The sequence below is a fragment of the Shewanella sp. 3_MG-2023 genome (assembly GCF_030548765.1).
Classification (GTDB): domain Bacteria; phylum Pseudomonadota; class Gammaproteobacteria; order Enterobacterales; family Shewanellaceae; genus Shewanella.
In genome coordinates this window covers 72,107-88,820 of the sequence record NZ_JAUOSH010000015.1, presented here as the reverse complement: position 1 = coordinate 88,820, position 16,714 = coordinate 72,107, and the positions used below count along the sequence as shown (strand labels likewise).

General features: G+C 43.7%; 15 protein-coding genes. 10 read left to right on the top strand and 5 right to left on the bottom strand.

The genetic code is table 11. The annotated features are described in order from the left end of the window. Positions 1 to 5: 5 nt before the first annotated feature. Complete coding sequence (locus Q4591_RS10510; protein WP_303460973.1) at positions 6 to 431, bottom strand: thioesterase family protein; 426 nt, start codon at positions 429 to 431, stop codon at positions 6 to 8. A 148-nt stretch (positions 432 to 579) separates the two neighbouring features. On the opposite strand from Q4591_RS10510, the gene Q4591_RS10505 reads away from it, so the two are divergent. After that, positions 580 to 1,848: a hypothetical protein gene (locus tag Q4591_RS10505; RefSeq protein WP_303460971.1), complete on the top strand. Its 1,269-nt coding sequence runs from the start codon at positions 580 to 582 to the stop codon at positions 1,846 to 1,848. 103 nt (positions 1,849 to 1,951) lie between these two features. Here the strand turns inward: Q4591_RS10505 and mtnC are convergent, their stop codons facing one another. Further along, positions 1,952 to 2,632 carry an acireductone synthase gene (mtnC, locus tag Q4591_RS10500; protein WP_076541452.1) on the bottom strand — a complete coding sequence of 227 codons (681 nt, stop codon included), beginning with the start codon at positions 2,630 to 2,632 and terminating at the stop codon, positions 1,952 to 1,954. Positions 2,633 to 2,892: 260 nt separating this feature from the next. Here mtnC and Q4591_RS10495 point away from each other — a divergent pair, with 260 nt between their 5' ends. The 4 genes from Q4591_RS10495 to Q4591_RS10480 all read left to right on the top strand — a co-directional run bounded on the left by Q4591_RS10495 (position 2,893) and on the right by Q4591_RS10480 (position 7,359). Then, positions 2,893 to 3,342: a dCMP deaminase family protein gene (locus Q4591_RS10495; RefSeq protein ID WP_102435917.1), complete on the top strand. Its 450-nt coding sequence runs from the start codon at positions 2,893 to 2,895 to the stop codon at positions 3,340 to 3,342. A 346-nt stretch (positions 3,343 to 3,688) separates the two neighbouring features. Continuing rightward, a complete protein-coding gene (locus tag Q4591_RS10490) occupies positions 3,689 to 4,015 on the top strand; it encodes a c-type cytochrome (protein ID WP_102435919.1) in 327 nt (108 codons plus the stop codon). Positions 4,016 to 4,201: 186 nt separating this feature from the next. Beyond that, a complete protein-coding gene (locus tag Q4591_RS10485) occupies positions 4,202 to 5,929 on the top strand; it encodes a DUF3373 domain-containing protein (RefSeq protein ID WP_303460968.1) in 1,728 nt (575 codons plus the stop codon). A 38-nt stretch (positions 5,930 to 5,967) separates the two neighbouring features. After that, entirely contained in the window at positions 5,968 to 7,359 is a 1,392-nt protein-coding gene (locus tag Q4591_RS10480) for a tetrathionate reductase family octaheme c-type cytochrome (protein WP_303460966.1), read from the top strand. Between the two features lie 170 nt (positions 7,360 to 7,529). Here Q4591_RS10480 and hutI read toward each other — a convergent pair whose 3' ends face one another. Beyond that, the gene (hutI, locus tag Q4591_RS10475) at positions 7,530 to 8,774 is read right to left on the bottom strand and encodes an imidazolonepropionase (protein ID WP_102435925.1); all 1,245 of its coding nucleotides are present in this window, start codon (positions 8,772 to 8,774) and stop codon (positions 7,530 to 7,532) included. 121 nt (positions 8,775 to 8,895) lie between these two features. On the opposite strand from hutI, the gene hutC reads away from it, so the two are divergent. From hutC to hutH, 3 genes are all read left to right on the top strand, one after another. Beyond that, entirely contained in the window at positions 8,896 to 9,600 is a 705-nt protein-coding gene (hutC, locus tag Q4591_RS10470; RefSeq protein WP_102435927.1) for a histidine utilization repressor, read from the top strand. Positions 9,601 to 9,691: 91 nt separating this feature from the next. Further along, the gene (gene hutU / locus Q4591_RS10465) at positions 9,692 to 11,365 is read left to right on the top strand and encodes a urocanate hydratase (protein ID WP_303461018.1); all 1,674 of its coding nucleotides are present in this window, start codon (positions 9,692 to 9,694) and stop codon (positions 11,363 to 11,365) included. Next, positions 11,365 to 12,909 (top strand): histidine ammonia-lyase, encoded by a 1,545-nt coding sequence (hutH, locus tag Q4591_RS10460; RefSeq protein ID WP_303460963.1) that lies wholly within the window; start codon positions 11,365 to 11,367, stop codon positions 12,907 to 12,909. Before hutU ends, hutH begins: the two co-directional genes overlap by 1 nt. A 104-nt stretch (positions 12,910 to 13,013) precedes the next feature. On the opposite strand, the gene Q4591_RS10455 is transcribed toward hutH, so the two are convergent. Beyond that, positions 13,014 to 13,550, bottom strand: a complete 537-nt coding sequence (locus Q4591_RS10455) for a TonB-dependent receptor (protein WP_303460960.1) — start codon at positions 13,548 to 13,550, stop codon at positions 13,014 to 13,016. Positions 13,551 to 13,837: 287 nt separating this feature from the next. Here Q4591_RS10455 and Q4591_RS10450 point away from each other — a divergent pair, with 287 nt between their 5' ends. After that, positions 13,838 to 15,094 carry a mechanosensitive ion channel family protein gene (locus tag Q4591_RS10450; protein WP_102476488.1) on the top strand — a complete coding sequence of 419 codons (1,257 nt, stop codon included), beginning with the start codon at positions 13,838 to 13,840 and terminating at the stop codon, positions 15,092 to 15,094. On the opposite strand, the gene Q4591_RS10445 is transcribed toward Q4591_RS10450, so the two are convergent. Next, entirely contained in the window at positions 15,091 to 15,663 is a 573-nt protein-coding gene (locus Q4591_RS10445) for a lysophospholipid acyltransferase family protein (protein ID WP_303460958.1), read from the bottom strand. The genes Q4591_RS10450 and Q4591_RS10445 overlap by 4 nt on opposite strands. Before the next feature lie 625 nt (positions 15,664 to 16,288). Between Q4591_RS10445 and Q4591_RS10440 the strand changes: the two genes are divergently transcribed. Next, entirely contained in the window at positions 16,289 to 16,687 is a 399-nt protein-coding gene (locus Q4591_RS10440; protein WP_102435939.1) for an SgcJ/EcaC family oxidoreductase, read from the top strand. Positions 16,688 to 16,714 lie beyond the last annotated feature (27 nt).

Genomic DNA, 16,714 nt, shown 5'->3' with positions numbered 1-16,714 from the left:
ATAAGCTATTCGCCATGCTGCTCTAATGCTGCTAATAATTCAGCAGTCAGAGTGGCTTTTTGGCCAGTTTTAAAGTTAAACATCACCACTTTTGCGCTGCCTGTAGTGGTAATCGCTTGTTGGGCTTTACTAAAAACACGGTAATGCATCATAAAGCGGTCTTGTTTAATATTGCTGATAGTGATGCCAACCAGTAGCGTGTCAGGAAAGGTCACTGGGCGCTTAAATTTCGCTTGAGTTTCACTAAGCACTGGGCCCACCGAGGTTTTTTTCAATTCATCCATCATGTTTATTTGACTGAAAAATTCAATTCTTGCGGTTTCAAAATAGCGAAAATACACCGCATTATTGACGTGATTAAGAGCATCCATTTCTCCCCATGTCACAGGGATTTCAGTAATAATTGAGTTTTGCGCGATAAACTGTTCCATAACACCACTTTATTTAAACGTTTGTTTGAATTTTGTGCAGCATATCAGTCGCTAACAAATTCAACAACCTCGGCTAATTCTTTGCTATCGATTTGCCAATATGCTTTGATGATTAATAATGATGTCATTGCTAGGGAACGCGCAGAACTTGAAATCCTTAAACTATGCTCGCTTGCAGCAGCTAATCAGCGAACCCATAAATAGTTGGCGCGCCTTGCCAGGCGCTATTATCACCTACTTTAAAACCGTTATCGGCAAGCTCACCGTGGCGCAAAAGCTATACTTTATTGCGTTTCTGCTGATGCTGGTTTTTGATGGTTTCACCTTAGTGGCTATCATTGCCATGATTGCGATGATGGTCGAGTTTTGGCCACTATTTACTAAAACCTGGCATAGTTTGGCCGGCAAAGCCTTTTTATTATTATTTTATGCGGTGATAGCTAACTTTTCACTAGTATGGGCTGGTACCGTGGTGAATGAAGTCACCGGTATTTCGGCTCAGCACTTAGCTTATACCCACAATTTAGTGGTGCTGCTGTATATGCCTGTGTGGTTTGTGGTGATCAGTGGCATCGCTTTAATGCTGCTTCAGTTTGCTATCCCACTATATTTTGTATTCCGACCATTTTTTAAATTGGTTGGTGTGAAAGCGATTAGCTTTACCAACAGCGAGCATTACCGTAAACGGACTATTTTGTTACGGGTGATCCTGGCTTATATCGTGCTGACCAATATCTTGCTGCTGGGAGATTTTGAACACAGTTTTGATAGCATTGACCCCAAGGCCAGAATGGCGAGCTTATTAAAAGAAGAAGCCAGTGTGCAGGGAAGAAATGTTGTTAAAGCGCCAGAGCCTACAACGCAAGAGCCAATTCCTGCAAAGCCAATCGCTGAAGAGAAAATCCCCCAAGAGCTTGAACAGCTGGTTAAAGATATGACGGGTAATTCTATCGCTGAAATTAACCAGGGTAATTTAGCGCCAGCGGATATTACTGCAGATTTAGCAGAGCCTACCTCTGAACAATCAACACCTGAACAAGTTGGCTTTGAAGAAGTTGAATCTGAAAAGACTAAGCAGCTGATTGAAGATATTACCGGAGAATCAACCGAAGATATTGAGGCCGCTGATTCATTTAATATTAACTTTAGCGATGAAAATACTGAGCGCCGTTATGACTTAGTGCGTGAAGCTTACCGAGTGTTGGTAAGAAGCATGGTAGCAGGCTTTGTGTATTATTTTGAAGCTGACCAATTTTCTCGTTGTGAGCACATTAAAGACAGTAAAGTGGTTGAGCTTAATGACTATGAAATTTTAGAGATTAGCGCTGATAAAGAGAAAGGTAAATACGGCTACACATTTACAGTTAAGCAGTGTATTTCTCCTGCGTTTCCAGCGTCTTATTATTCGGCCCAATAAGTGGTTTTGCAAATTTGAAGGCTGGTTTTAGATAGCTTATTTTGTAAGACGTAAGCCATAAAAAACGACCATTAAGGTCGTTTTTTATGGTCGTTAATCATGCTTAATCAATGGTTAACTCAGCAAAGCTTTTGATTTGCGCAAACTTAGCCGTTTTTTGGTTTTCAAAACGCACCATATGGCGGGTATGTAGACCTGCTGCTTCAGCGGCTTTTAGCTCTTCTACCACATCAGAGATAAACAATACCTGCTTAGGGCTCAAGCTGATGGTATTTAAGATATTGCAGTAGGCCTGCTTATCTAATTTGTTACCGGTACGGGTATCAAAATGGCCACTAAATTTAGGGGTTAAATCACCCGCATCGCTGTGGCTAAATAATAGTTTTTGCGCTTCAGCAGAGCCTGACGAAAAGCTATAAAGACGAATATTGCTCGCTTCTAAGCCTGGCATGGCATCAATAAAATCTGGATAGATATGGCCTGTAAACTCGTTAGCGGCATAACCTTGCTTCCAAATTAACCCTTGTAAGGTTTTTAATGGCGTAGCTTTGCGGTCTTCATCAATCCATTGAGAGAGGATTTCAGTAACGCGTTCAATTGAAGCGTCTGCTTCTAATGCTAAGTCGCGTACATCACTGATACAGTATTCAACTAGCGGGTTATGTTGATTTTGCGCTAGAAAATCACCCATAGCCTTTTTTGAATAAGGAAATAGTACATCTTGAATAAAATCTAGATCAGTGGTGGTGCCCGCTGTATCTACGATAATCGCTCTAATACCCATAATGAATATGTACTCCAATCCTTAAGTTTGCCTGCTGAAGATCCTAAGCTTTATTGGGGCTATTGGCTAGTCCAAATAACAACTTGTGGCGCAGTAACGCACAAATCAGTCGGCAGTATTTATATTTTTGCTAGCTACGCAGATGAAAACAGCCAATATTCAACAATCTTACTGTAGAAAAGGTGAGAATGTTAACAACATTAGGTATGATGAATTCAGTTACTTAGCTAAAAACATCATCACCTTAAAAGGCTATTACTATGATCTCAAAATGGGCAAAACGATTTTTCCAAATGGCAGAACTGGTAGGCTCTTGGAGTAAAGATCCCTCTACCCAAGTGGGCGCGGTGATCACCAAGCATAACCGTATAGTGTCTGTTGGCTTTAATGGTTATCCCCATGGTATTTCTGACAGTGCAGAAACCGATGACCGTGATATGAAGCTACTTAAAACCCTGCATGCGGAAGAAAATGCCATTTTATTTGCTAAGCGAGATTTAGATGGTTGTGATATTTGGGTGACCCATTTTCCTTGCCCTAACTGTGCTGCCAAGATTATCCAAACCGGGATAACCGGGGTGTTCTGCCCTGAGCAAAGCACAGACTTTTTGTCTCGCTGGGGCGACAAGATTAAAATTAGCCAAGATATGTTTTTACAAGCTGGGGTTAAAGTGAACTGGTTACCGATAAACGAACTTAGCGACGATTAACCTTACTGTAACTAATACGCTGAAGAAGTCGCCTTATTGGCGACTTTTTTTGTGGTTGATTTTCGGGTTATAGCTTGCGTCATTTTATTTCACTGCTGTACTCATTCACCCCCTAGCTAAGTTTTTCACAACTTACTAATACTTAAAAAGTATAAAAATCAGTATTGTTATTACTCGCTCAATTAGATTTTATTCAATTATGTTTTTATCAATTAGATTTATCTCATGAATATGATCAAGGTCAAATTAATGTCCACCTATTTTAAGTAACATCTTTAACAAGGCATTAAAGATTTGGTTTGTCTTGATTGATAAAAAGAACTAAAGAAAAATTGATGAGGTAGTAATGATGAACAAAAAAATAGCGATGACAGTAGCCTTAGTGGCAATGTGCATGATTGGCGGCAGTTTTGCAGCTGATGGCGGCAACCCTAAAAAGGGTAAACATCTGTATAAAAAACAATGTAAAGCTTGCCATAGTGTCGGCACCGAAGGCCCTGAGTTAACCCCAATGGCAAAAACCATGAGCCAGTGGGACAGATTTTTCAAGCGCGATCAACATAAGGCTAAGCCTGAAGTATTCAAAGCCCTATCAGAAAAAGATCTGAAAGATATTCAGCAGTTTTTATATGACCACGCAGCGGACTCTGATCAGCCACAAACCTGCGGCTAGCGGAAATCGTGCGTCCTGATGGCGGCTTAGACTTAATGCAAAAGTCAGAATAAGCCAGCAACACCATCAGTTAATCCAGATAAAAAGCAGAAAAATTGAGTTTATCGCTCAGGGATTTCTGCAGCCAAAATTTAGCCTAAACCTATGTATTTGGATGGTTTAGGCAAAATAAAAGGAAGCCAAATTATGCGTACCTTAATATCAATACTCGTTGCCAATGCATTAGCGTTTAGTGGTGCGGCCATGGCCGCAGCACCGTCATCAGCCAATGATGATGCTCAAAAAATGGCAGAGCTAAAACAGCAATTAACCGAAATAACCGAAGAGCTTGACGATCTTAATTCACGGGTGGATAAAACTGAGCGCCATAGCGCCTTAGATAGATTAACTATCACAGGTGACTTTAGAACCAAAGTGCATTCATTGCACTATCAAGATGTGACTTGGAATCCTGCCATTAATGTTAATTTTTCAGATTTTGGCGCCAAAGCCATGTCAGGAGCATTTGGCGACCCTACTAGCGCTGACTCACCACTTGGGCAAATGATGGCGACCAATCCTGCTTTAGCTCAAGCATTTCAAAGTGGCCAATTACAAGGTGTTATGCCCTATGTACTCGCGCCTAAAACAGTTCAAGACATCGACAATGACTTACTTTATACCACTCGTTTACGCTTAAATATGAAAGCTAAAGTGTGGGATAACGTCAGCTTTGCGGGTCGTTTATCTATGTATAAAAACTGGGGCGATTCAACTGGCACACAAGTGTTTGATTCATGGCGCTCATTCACCATGGATGGCACCAGTAGTGGCAATACCAGTGGTGATTGGCTCAGAGTGGAAAGAGCCTATTTTGACTGGCGTAATATAGGTGGCAGTCAAACTTACCTGTCAATTGGTCGTCGTCCATCAACTTACGGCCCACCAAGTCATTACCGTGAAAACGAAATGCGTGGCGGTACCCCATCTGGTCATTTAGTTAACTTTAACTTTGACGGCGCCACTTTAGGTTACAAACTCGGTGAAATTACTGGTATTGATGGCCAAGTGGTGCGCTTTTGCTATGGCCAAGGTTTTGAGTCTCAGTGGGGCAATGGCGAAATGTTTGGCGATATCGTCACCAAAGATACCCATTTAGGCGGCTTTAATATTGATGCCATTAACGATGGTAACCACTTCTTACAGTTCACCTTATTTGGCGCCAAAGATGTTAATGATGGCTTCAAAGGCACCATGGCATTTCCAACTCAGTTGGCAGGTATATTTGCGCCAACCATGTATCAAGATATGCAAAAGTTCGACAACTTTAACTTTGTCACCCGCGTACAACCCAGTGGCGTGATTGGTGATATGTACTTAGGTGGTTTGGGTTATGCCTATGAAAGTGATGAAGACTTTAAAGCCTTTGCTTCATTAGGCTGGACTCGCGCTGAGCCAAATGGCAACAGCGGTATGTTTGGTGGCATGTTATCTGATGCCGTTTTTGAAGCGCAGCTTAACAGCACTGGTACAGAAATCATTATGATGCCAACGGTTGCTGATGATGCCTCAACAAAAGACGGCTATGGTATTTATGTTGGTTTCCAAATGCCTGCACCAATGGGTAAATTTGGCCTTGAATATAACTATGGCTCTGAATACTGGACGCCGTTCACCCAAGCTCAAGATGACCCAATTGGCAGCAAATTAGCCACTCGTGGCCATGTTGCTGAAGCCTATTACATCTTTGATATCAATCCTAAAATGTTTATCAAGGTCGCAGGGCTGTATTACGACTATGAATATACCGGTAGTGGCACTCCAGTGGGCGCACCGCAAAAAATTGATGATGTGATTGCAGGCTCTGCCTATTCCATGTTGCCTGTTGTTGATACTGCTTATGATGTAAATGCATCATTAACAGTTAATTTCTAAACATGGTGCCCCTGCGTGGCAGGGGCTAGGAGTGCTATATGAAAACCATGAAATTAGTAGTCGCATTAGCCTTTTGCAGTCAGATGGCCTATGCAGAATTTGATCATAAAGAAGTGATTGAGGGGCCGTTTACCCAAGGCTCTGACGTCACTGAGCAATGTATTGAATGCCATGAAGACCATGCGAAAGAGTTTATGAAGTCTTCCCATTGGACTTGGGAGTTAGAGCAAGAATTACCAGGCCGCACTGTGAAGCGCGGTAAAAAAAATAGTATCAATAATTTTTGTGTCTCCATTAGTGGTAACGAGCCGCGCTGCACCAGTTGTCATGCGGGTTATGGCTGGAAAGACAACAGCTTTGACTTTACTGATATGACTAAAGTGGATTGTTTAGTGTGCCATGACACCACAGGAACTTATATCAAAGAGCCTGCAGGCGCGGGTGAAGCGATGGCGAAAGTGAATCTTGAGCGGGTAGCACAAAATGTCGGCCAACCGGTTCGAGATAACTGCGGTACTTGCCATTTTTATGGTGGCGGTGGTGACGCGGTGAAGCATGGGGATTTAGACTCTTCCATGTCATATCCTGAAAAAGATACCGATGTGCATATGGACACTGACGGCAATGACTTCCAATGCCAAACCTGTCATACCACTGCAAGTCATCAAATCTCTGGCAATGCCATGGGCGTGTCACCGGGGGGAGAAAACCCCATTGGTTGTGAAAACTGCCATGACAGTGCGCCCCATGACAATAAAAAGCTTAATACTCATACTGCTGCGGTCGCCTGTCAAACCTGTCACATCCCATTTTTTGCTCGTAATGAGCCAACAAAAATGCGCTGGGACTGGTCAACAGCAGGGCAAGAGTTAACTGAAACCAAAGACAAAAACGGCAAAAAAACCTTTATGAATAAGAAAGGGAGTTTTGAATGGCAAAAAATGGTGCCGCCGCAATATGCTTGGTTTAACGGTAAAGCTGATGCCTATATGGCGGGTGATAAAATTGATCCAGCTCAGGTGATAAAACTCACTTATCCTTTGGGTGATATCAATGACAGCAAAGCCAAAATCTACCCGTTTAAAGTCCATACTGGTAAACAGATATTCGACAGCAAATTGAATATTTTAATTACCCCTAAAGTGTTTGGTAAAAATGGCTATTGGGACAAGTTCGATTGGGACTTAGCATCAAAACTTGGCATGGAAGCTAATACCACCATGAAAGACAAAGGCCTCAGTTATAGCGGTGAACATGGCTTTGTGGAAACTGAAATGTGGTGGCGTATCAATCACATGGTTTCACCTAAAGAGCAAGCCCTACAATGTAGCGATTGCCATAACAAAGGTCAGCGCCTTGGTTGGCAAGCATTAGGCTATGACGGCGACCCAATGAAGAATAAAAAGGGCAAACGTCACCCAACTGATTAAGGTTATTGGTTTAATCAAAATCGTTTAAATTTGAACCTTGTTTGCAGTGATTAAAAAGTGCTTAGCCCGAAAAGGTTAAGCACTTTTTTGTTGTTACGCTTGAGTCAAAGGGGCTACTCGCGGCGGGTCGAGATTGAGCTGACTAAATAGTCGCAAGTTAAAGCAAGGCTTTATTGATGCACTAACACGCCGTTTTTAACCACATCCTTACAAGGATTCACCCCATAAGAGTAGGCCAGTTGCGCTGGAGTGCTGATATCCCATAAGCAGAAATCAGCTGTCATGCCGGCGGCTAAACTGCCGACATTGGCTTCAATACCTAAAGCTTTGGCGGCATTAATGGTCACGCCTTTTAAGGCTTCCTCTGGAGTCAGCTTAAATAAGGTGCAGGCCATGTTGAGCATTAATAAGGTTGAGCAAATCGGCGATGAGCCCGGATTAAAATCACTGGCGACCACCATAGGTACATTATGTTTGCGTAACAGATCTATTGGCGGCATTTGGGTTTCACGTAAAAAGTAATACGCGCCGGGTAACAAGGTTGCGCAGGTACCATGTTCACTGAGCGCGATAACCCCTGCTTCATCAAGGTATTCAATATGATCGACTGATTTAGCCCCCATTCTTGCCGCCATAGCGGAGCCGCCTAAGTTAGATAATTGCTCAGCGTGGAGTTTGATATCTAAACCGGCCTGTTTGGCGGCGGTTAATACTCGCTCGGTTTGCTCAAGGTTAAAGGCAATGTTTTCACAAAAAACATCCACTGCATCGGCAAGGTTTTGCTCGATAACCGCAGGCAGCATGTCGTTAATCACCATATCAATATAGGCATCACTTCGTGCGGTGCTGTTTGCAGTGTCTTTATATTCCTCTGGTATCGCATGAGCGCCTAAGAAAGTGGTTTTAACATCAACATGATGATTACGGCCAAGTTCGCGGGCCACTTTAAGGATTTTGACTTCGGTTTGGGTATCCAAACCATAGCCTGATTTAATCTCGACCGTGGTGACGCCTTCTTTGGCTAAGGCGTTTAATCTTTGTCTGCCAAGTTCAAATAGCTCGGCTTCGTCAGCTTCACGACACGCTTTTACGGTTGAAATAATCCCACCGCCAGCGCGGGCGATATCTTCATAGCTGGCGCCTTTGAGGCGCATTTCAAATTCGTTAGCGCGATTGCCTGCAAAAATTAAATGGGTGTGGGCATCAATCAGCCCTGGGGTGATCCAGCCGCCTTTGCCGCGATAGATGGGCATTTCAAATACATCAAATTCAGGCATTTCTTTACGCGGGCCCATCCAAGCAATTTTACCGTCTTTTACTGCAATGGCGGCATCGGTTATTGCGCCATAAGCGACTGAACTGCTTGGATCCATTGTTGCAATATTGACATCAATCCACACATGATCCCACGACATAACCGCTCCTGAAAATACTCATTTTTTAGACTTTATCACAAAACAGTACTTGTTTTAACTTGTATATACAAGGTAAGGTTGTTGGTAGATTTTTAATCACATCAAGGGCTGGGCGAAATCCGTGTTGGCTAAATTTGCACAAATAAAGCAATCCATTCTGGCTCGTATCGAAGCGGGTGAGTGGCAAGAAAATGATCAAGTGCCATCAGAAAATCAACTTGCTGAGTTGTTTTCTTGTAGTCGCATGACAGCAAGAAGAGCATTGACTGAGCTGGTGGAGGCTGGGGTGTTAGAGCGCACTCAAGGTATTGGTACTTTTGTGGCGGGGATTAAATCGCAGTCATCATTATTGGCCATTCGAAACATTGCCGATGAAATTAAAGACCGTGGTCATGGCTACAGTGTTAAGCAGCTTAAGTTAACCCAAATTGCTGCCACAAGACCCGTTGCGGTGGCCTTAGGATTAGAAATTGGCGACCTTGTGTATTACTCGGTATTGCTGCACTGCGAGCAAGATGCGCCATTACAGGTCGAAGAGCGCTTTGTGAATCCAGAATTAGTGCCTGACTACTTACTGCAAGACTTTACCCAATTAACCCCCCATGAATATTTATCCAAGGTGGCGCCTTTAACCGAAGCCCGTCATCGCATCGAAGCCATTATTGCCAGCGAGCAAATGCAGCAATTATTAAATATTGAGCCAACAGAGCCTTGCTTACAAATTTTGCGTCGCACTTGGTCACGCAAAGGCGTGGTGAGCTTTGCGCGCTTGGTTCACCCCGGCAGTAAATTTAGTTTAGGGGGCCATTTAACCTTTAACAGTTAACTGCTTCTAAACAGAACATCATTAAAAAAACCTAAAAATATTAGACATCAAGCTGACAATGTTAGTTGAAGAGGAAAATATGGATAACACCATTAGTAAAAGACACGACCCTAGCCGCCGCATTATTGCCCCTCATGGCAGTCAATTGAGTTGTAAAAGCTGGATGACAGAAGCGCCAATGCGGATGTTAATGAACAATCTGCATCCTGATGTAGCCGAGCGCCCTGAAGATTTAGTGGTTTATGGCGGTATTGGCCGCGCGGCGCGTGATTGGCAGTGTTACGACAAAATAATTGAAGTACTGCAACGTCTAGAAGATGACGAAACCTTGATGGTGCAGTCAGGTAAACCTGTGGGGGTATTCAAAACCCACACTAATGCGCCGCGGGTGATTATTGCTAACTCTAACCTAGTGCCACATTGGGCTAACTGGGAACACTTTAATGAGCTGGATAAAAAAGGTTTGGCGATGTACGGCCAAATGACCGCCGGTTCGTGGATTTATATTGGCTCCCAAGGCATTGTTCAGGGCACTTATGAAACCTTTGTCGCCATGGCCAAGCAGCACTTTGGGGGCTCATCTGCGGGTAAGTGGATTCTAACTGGTGGACTGGGCGGCATGGGCGGCGCGCAGCCTTTAGCCGGCACTATGGCGGGTTATTCAGTATTAACCTGTGAAGTAGATGAAACTCGCATTGATTTTCGTCTGCGCACTCAATATGTCGATAAGAAAGCCACCTCATTAGATGAAGCATTAGCGATGATTGATGAGGCTAATGCCTCTGGTAAGCCTGTGTCCGTTGGCCTATTGGGTAACGCTGCCGATATTTTTGCTGAGTTAGTTGAGCGTGGTATTACCCCTGATGTGGTGACCGATCAAACTTCTGCCCATGATCCATTAAACGGTTATTTACCTCAAGGCTGGACATTAGAGCAAGCTGCTGAAATGCGTAAAACTGACGAAGCGGCAGTGGTTAAAGCGGCTAAGCAGTCAATGGCGGTGCAAGTTAGAGCCATGCTGGCGCTGCAAGCGGCAGGGGCGGCCACAACAGATTATGGTAATAACATTCGTCAAATGGCCTTCGAAGAAGGGGTTGAAAACGCCTTTGATTTCCCCGGTTTTGTGCCAGCTTATGTGCGTCCACTATTTTGTGAAGGTATTGGTCCGTTTCGCTGGGTGGCATTATCGGGCGATCCTGAAGATATTTATAAAACTGATGCCAAGGTCAAAGAGCTTATTCCTGATAACCCTCACTTGCACAACTGGTTAGATATGGCCCGAGAGCGTATCGCCTTCCAAGGTTTACCGTCACGAATTTGTTGGGTGGGATTAAAAGACCGTGCCCGTTTAGCATTAGCGTTTAACGAGATGGTTAAAACGGGCGAGCTATCAGCGCCGATTGTCATTGGCCGTGATCATTTAGATTCAGGCTCAGTTGCCAGTCCTAATCGTGAGACCGAATCCATGCTCGATGGCTCAGATGCGGTTTCTGATTGGCCATTAATGAATGCCTTACTTAATACGGCTAGCGGCGCAACTTGGGTGTCATTGCACCATGGCGGTGGTGTGGGAATGGGCTTTAGTCAGCACTCCGGTGTAGTTATTGTTGCCGATGGCAGTGATGATGCAGCAGTGCGTTTAGGCCGAGTCTTATGGAATGACCCAGCCACAGGCGTGATGCGCCATGCGGATGCTGGATATGAACATGCGCAACAATGCGCCCAAGAGCAAGGCCTAGATTTGCCAATGCAAGGAGCTAAATAATGACTGCAACACCTTATAAACTGCTGCTAAAACCAGGCACACTGACGTTAGCGCAATTACGCCGTATTGGCCGTGGTGCAGTTCATCTAACCTTGGCAGAAGAAGCGATTCCTGAAATTAATACCAGTGCCGCGATAGTGCAACAAGTATTAGATGGAGGCCGAACTGTATATGGCATTAATACTGGCTTTGGCTTATTAGCTAACACCAAAATTGCCCCTGAGGATTTGCAGTTATTGCAGCGCTCAATCGTGTTATCACACGCTGCGGGCACAGGGCAATACATGCAAGATGCCACAGTGCGTTTAATGATGGTGCTAAAAATTAACTCATTAAGCCGCGGCTTTTCAGGTATTCGCTTAGAAGTGATTAACTTTCTTATTCAGTTGGTTAATGCCGGTGTTTATCCCTGTATTCCAGAAAAAGGCTCAGTGGGCGCATCGGGTGATTTAGCCCCGCTATCGCACATGTGTTTACCTATGCTGGCAGAAGGTGAAATGAGCTACCAAGGTCAAATCATTACAGCAGCAGAAGGGCTTGAAATTGCAGGGCTTAAACCAATAGAACTGGCTGCAAAAGAAGGTTTAGCACTGCTTAATGGCACCCAAGCGTCAACCGCTCTAGCCCTTGAAGGTTTATTCCATGCTGAAGATTTATTTGCTGCAAGTTCAGTTATTGGTGCCATGAGTGTTGAAGCGGCTATGGGCAGTCGTAGCCCGTTTGATGCCCGTATTCACGCGGCTCGTGGCCAACAAGGTCAAATTGATTCAGCGGCTATCTTCCGTCACTTGCTAGCTGATGAGTCTGAGATCAGCCAAAGCCATGTTGATTGTGAAAAAGTGCAAGATCCATATTCTTTGCGCTGTCAGCCACAGGTGTTGGGGGCATGTTTAACCCAAATTCGCCATGCTGGTGAAGTGTTAGGGGTTGAAGCTAATGGTGTGACCGATAACCCACTGGTATTTCAAGACACCGGCGATATTATCTCAGGCGGTAACTTCCATGCTGAACCTGTTGCTATGGCAGCAGATAATTTGGCTATTGCTATTGCTGAGTTAGGCTCAATTGCCGAGCGCCGCATAGCACTGCTCATTGACTCTAGCTTATCGAAATTACCGCCATTTTTAGTGAAAAATGGTGGGGTGAACTCAGGCTTTATGATTGCACAGGTGACGGCGGCGGCATTGGCATCTGAAAACAAAACCTTTGCGCATCCAGCTTCTGTGGATAGTTTACCGACCTCAGCGAATCAGGAAGATCATGTCTCGATGGCAACTTTTGCAGCTCGTCGGTTGCGTGATATGTCTGAAAATACCCGTGGGGTGTTAGCGATTGAGCTATTAGCTGCAGCGCAAGGGTTAGATTTTCGCACTCCATTACAACCCAGTGATGCGGTAGTGAAAGCCAAAGCCGAGCTGCGTGAAGTGGTTGCGTATTACGATAAAGACCGCTTTTTTGCGCCGGATATCGAAGCGGCGACAGATTTACTCTATAGCGCCAGCTTCAATACTTACTTACCTGCGGGTATGTTAGTGAGCTTTTAGGGGGTAGCGAGTTAGCAGCTTGAAACAAAAGGCTTGAACAAAAAGACTCAAAACAAAAAAAGGACCTGCGGGTCCTTTTTCTATTATGACGATTTTGATAATGCTTACATGGTAAAACCAATGGAGATTATTGCCGCTTCGGCACTGGTGTCGTAACCCGCGCCGATGACAAAGCTATCAAACACTGTGTAGCGTACCCCAACTTCAGCGCCCCAGTTTTTATCACGGTTAGATTCCCAGCGCGGCTTGCCGTTAACTTCGCGGGTAGAAATATTGTTGGTGTAGTTTTGTTCGTTTATAAAAACCGTGGCGCCGCCATAGAGATTAAAATTTTCAGTTAGGCTATAGCTTAACCCAAAGCGCCACATGTATTCTTCGGCATAAGCTTCAGCCGGCTCTGGTACATCAAGGTCGTATTTATCACCCCAAGCATAACCAATATAATAGCCCCAGTCGGCGTAATCAGGGTCAAAATGTTTCATGGCAAGGGTGATACCAAACATATCGCCGCGGCTATCGATAAAATCCACTAACAAGGCAGTCGAAGGCTTAAACTTTTGTTCATCCGTTTCTGCGCGGGCGTTACTGCTAACCGAGAGAATGCTCAGTGTTAGGATGACTGCTAGCCAAGTGTGTTTCATAGGAACCTCAATTCGTTTTAATGTTCCAATGGTAAGTGAAGGGAGCTCTAGGTCAATTAATGTGCTCAACTTTGCAACCAATATCATTAGTTTACTTTGGTATGCTGTCGCCTTGTTTGAATGCGGTGGTGATTTGATGGCGAACTTGTTATCAAATTGAAAGCGGGTTAATTAATCGATAAATATGCTATTTTGGATCGTTCTCAATAAGTCTTTGTTCTCTATAATGGCTTTGGATGTTGTAAACCTAGTCTTTCAATCAGTATAAATGTGTAAGGAATTAATGCGTGGATAACGAGTTACGTGATGATATTGCCAGTTGGTTGCTTGATATTGGGGTGAATAGTCAGCCCTCTGACAGTGTAGCAACATCAATATTACTGATGGTGAGCTTTATTGTGGCAACTATCGCTTATTACATTACCAAAAAGGTATTTGTAAAAGCGGTTAATGCGATGATCCGTAAATCGACCGTGACTTGGGATGATATTTTCATGCGCTATGGCGTATTGGAAAAATTGTCCTTGTTAGTGCCAATCATGACCTTGGACTTACTGATCCCGATTATTTTAACCCATCAACAGTTGCTGGGCTCAGTCATTGACCGTGGCCTAAGCGTGCTGGTGGTCATTTTTGTTATTCGGGCGATTTACGCCTGTTTAGATGCGGTAAATGAAATTGCTGATGTCAGGCTGATTAGTCGCCGCTTACCGGTTAAAAGCTTCGTACAACTATTTAAACTATTTTTATTCTTTGTTGGTTTTATTATTGGCATATCAGTGATTGCAGATGAGTCGCCAATTTACTTTTTAAGTGGTTTAGGTGTTGCCACCGGTTTAGTGATGTTGGTGTTTAGGGACACCATTTTAGGCTTTGTTGCTGGGATTCAATTAGCTGCTAACCGTATGGTGAGTAAAGGCGATTGGATTCAAATGGACAAATATGGCGCTGATGGTGCTGTAGATGAGGTATCACTCAATACCGTAAAAGTACGTAACTGGGACAATACCATCACCATGATCCCAGCTTATGCGCTGGTATCAGACGCCTTTAAAAACTGGCGCGGTATGTCAGAAAAGGGCGGCCGCCGAATTAAGCGTTCAATTAATCTTGATGTTAATAGTATCCACTTTCTGACAGAAGACGATATTACTCGGTTGTCGAAAGTGAATTACCTTAAAGATTACTTCCCTAAAGTATGCTCAGAAATTTCCCATGCCAATGAGCAGGTTAGTGATATTGATATGCCGGTTAATGGCAGACGCTTAACCAATGTGGGGACGTTTAGAGCTTATTTAGATGCCTATTTACGTCAAAATAATAAGCTACACAAAGACATGACTCTGATGGTGCGCCAACTTGCGCCAACGCCAGAAGGTCTGCCTATCGAGTTATATGTGTTTACCAATGACGTCCGCTGGGCCTTTTATGAAGGCATTCAAGCAGATATCTTTGATCACGTCTTTGCCATCTTACCTGAATTTGGTTTACGTGCTTTTCAAAGCCCTACTGGGGATGATATTCGTAGCATCAAGCCACACTAGCTTTTTGGCTGCTCATCCGAGGGAATATAGTGCGGGATAACCTTAGGGTGGCGACCGTTAATATTACGGAAAAAATCTAAAATACGATTCATGTCAGTGGCAACATCGCCACTGGGATGCAGCGGTTGATTAATCACAATAGACTTGGTTTTAAAATCTAATCCCACGGTGATTATCGGCACCTTGGCTTTAGTGGCAATATGATAAAAGCCGGTTTTCCAGCGAGTAATCGCGCTTCTGGTTCCTTCGGGGGCCAGCGCCAACTTATATTGGTTATCGTCATTAAATAGCTGCACCACAGCATCGACCATATTGTTGTTTTTGCGTCGATCCACAGGGCTGCCGCCTAAGGCTTTAAAAAACCAACCCCAAGGGGGAATAAACAGCTGATGTTTGCCTAAAAAGTGAATTTTTACCCCTATAGCAAAGCGGGCGATAATACCGACAATAAAGTCCCAATTACTGGTATGTGGGCCAACCACCATAATGAATTGTTCATCAGCGGCGACCTGGCCGTCTAATTTCCAGCCATTAATGGCCAATAGCCATAAACAAAATTTACTAAACATGCGCTATTTTCCAGTTTATTTCACTCTGATACGCTAGAATCTAACCATAACAGAATGAATTTATATATTAATTTCACAGAATCTCATGTTACAGATATCGCTTATCTCAACATGTTTTATAAGCCAAACCGCAGTTGGGATTAACACGACACAGCATGCTTACTGGGTTATTAATCTAATGCAAAAGTACTAAATCATTGTTATTACTGTGGCACTCGTGTTGGGTAATTTCAACCTTGGTACAAATTAAGGAGAGTGTGTGAAGCACCCGATAATTATTTTATTCGCCGTTATTTTTGGTGGTTTTACTACTATGTTAGCGGCAGAAGATAAACCAACAGCGACTCAAACCGCCTCAGATGTTGCACTCAAACAAGCTGAATTAAAAATCGTGCCATTAAAACCTGCTTCAACTGCCAAGGTCGAAGTTGGCGTGATTGAACCCGTTGCCGATTTAAAGGTAGAGCCAAGCCCTTCAGATAGCTCACCTAAAACCACGAATACAGCAGATATTGCAGCAGAGCAGCTAGTTAGTGCCGTTACCGACACCTTAACTTCAGCGCCGGCTGAGGTTGAGGCTGAACCTGATGCCGTCAGCGCAGTTGTCTCACTTGAACAACAATCCGTGTCACTAGACGAAGTTAATACCAATAGTGCTATACCTACAGATAGAATTAGAGCAGTGATTTCACAGCAAGAACAAGCTTGGAATAGCGGCGATATTGATGCCTATATGCAAGGCTATTGGCAAAGTGACAATTTACGTTTTGTGTCTAATGGTAAGTTTAGCTACGGTTGGGATGTAATTCTTGCTAGCTATAAAAAAAGTTATCCTGATTCAGCGCGCATGGGCAAACTGTCGTTCAATGTGAAAGAGATTAAAATGCTCAGCAACTACGCCGCATTGGTTGTGGGTCGTTGGCAATTAGAACGTACAAAAGACAAACCTAATGGTGTGTTCACCCTACTGATAGAGCGTATTGATGATAAGTGGGTGATAACCCATGATCATTCATCTGATTAATTGCTTGGCTGCGAATAGATTAATTCG

What these genes read in the sequence shown, in the direction of transcription:
- Q4591_RS10490 (WP_102435919.1), top strand. Translation starts at nt 3,689, where the DNA reads ATGATGAACAAAAAAATAGCGATGACAGTAGCCTTAGTGGCAATGTGC.
- Q4591_RS10445 (WP_303460958.1), bottom strand. Translation starts at nt 15,663, where the DNA reads ATGTTTAGTAAATTTTGTTTATGGCTATTGGCCATTAATGGCTGGAAA.
- Q4591_RS10485 (WP_303460968.1), top strand. Translation starts at nt 4,202, where the DNA reads ATGCGTACCTTAATATCAATACTCGTTGCCAATGCATTAGCGTTTAGT.
- mtnC (WP_076541452.1), bottom strand. Translation starts at nt 2,632, where the DNA reads ATGGGTATTAGAGCGATTATCGTAGATACAGCGGGCACCACCACTGAT.
- Q4591_RS10480 (WP_303460966.1), top strand. Translation starts at nt 5,968, where the DNA reads ATGAAAACCATGAAATTAGTAGTCGCATTAGCCTTTTGCAGTCAGATG.
- Q4591_RS10455 (WP_303460960.1), bottom strand. Translation starts at nt 13,550, where the DNA reads ATGAAACACACTTGGCTAGCAGTCATCCTAACACTGAGCATTCTCTCG.
- hutH (WP_303460963.1), top strand. Translation starts at nt 11,365, where the DNA reads ATGACTGCAACACCTTATAAACTGCTGCTAAAACCAGGCACACTGACG.
- hutI (WP_102435925.1), bottom strand. Translation starts at nt 8,774, where the DNA reads ATGTCGTGGGATCATGTGTGGATTGATGTCAATATTGCAACAATGGAT.
- Q4591_RS10495 (WP_102435917.1), top strand. Translation starts at nt 2,893, where the DNA reads ATGATCTCAAAATGGGCAAAACGATTTTTCCAAATGGCAGAACTGGTA.
- Q4591_RS10510 (WP_303460973.1), bottom strand. Translation starts at nt 431, where the DNA reads ATGGAACAGTTTATCGCGCAAAACTCAATTATTACTGAAATCCCTGTG.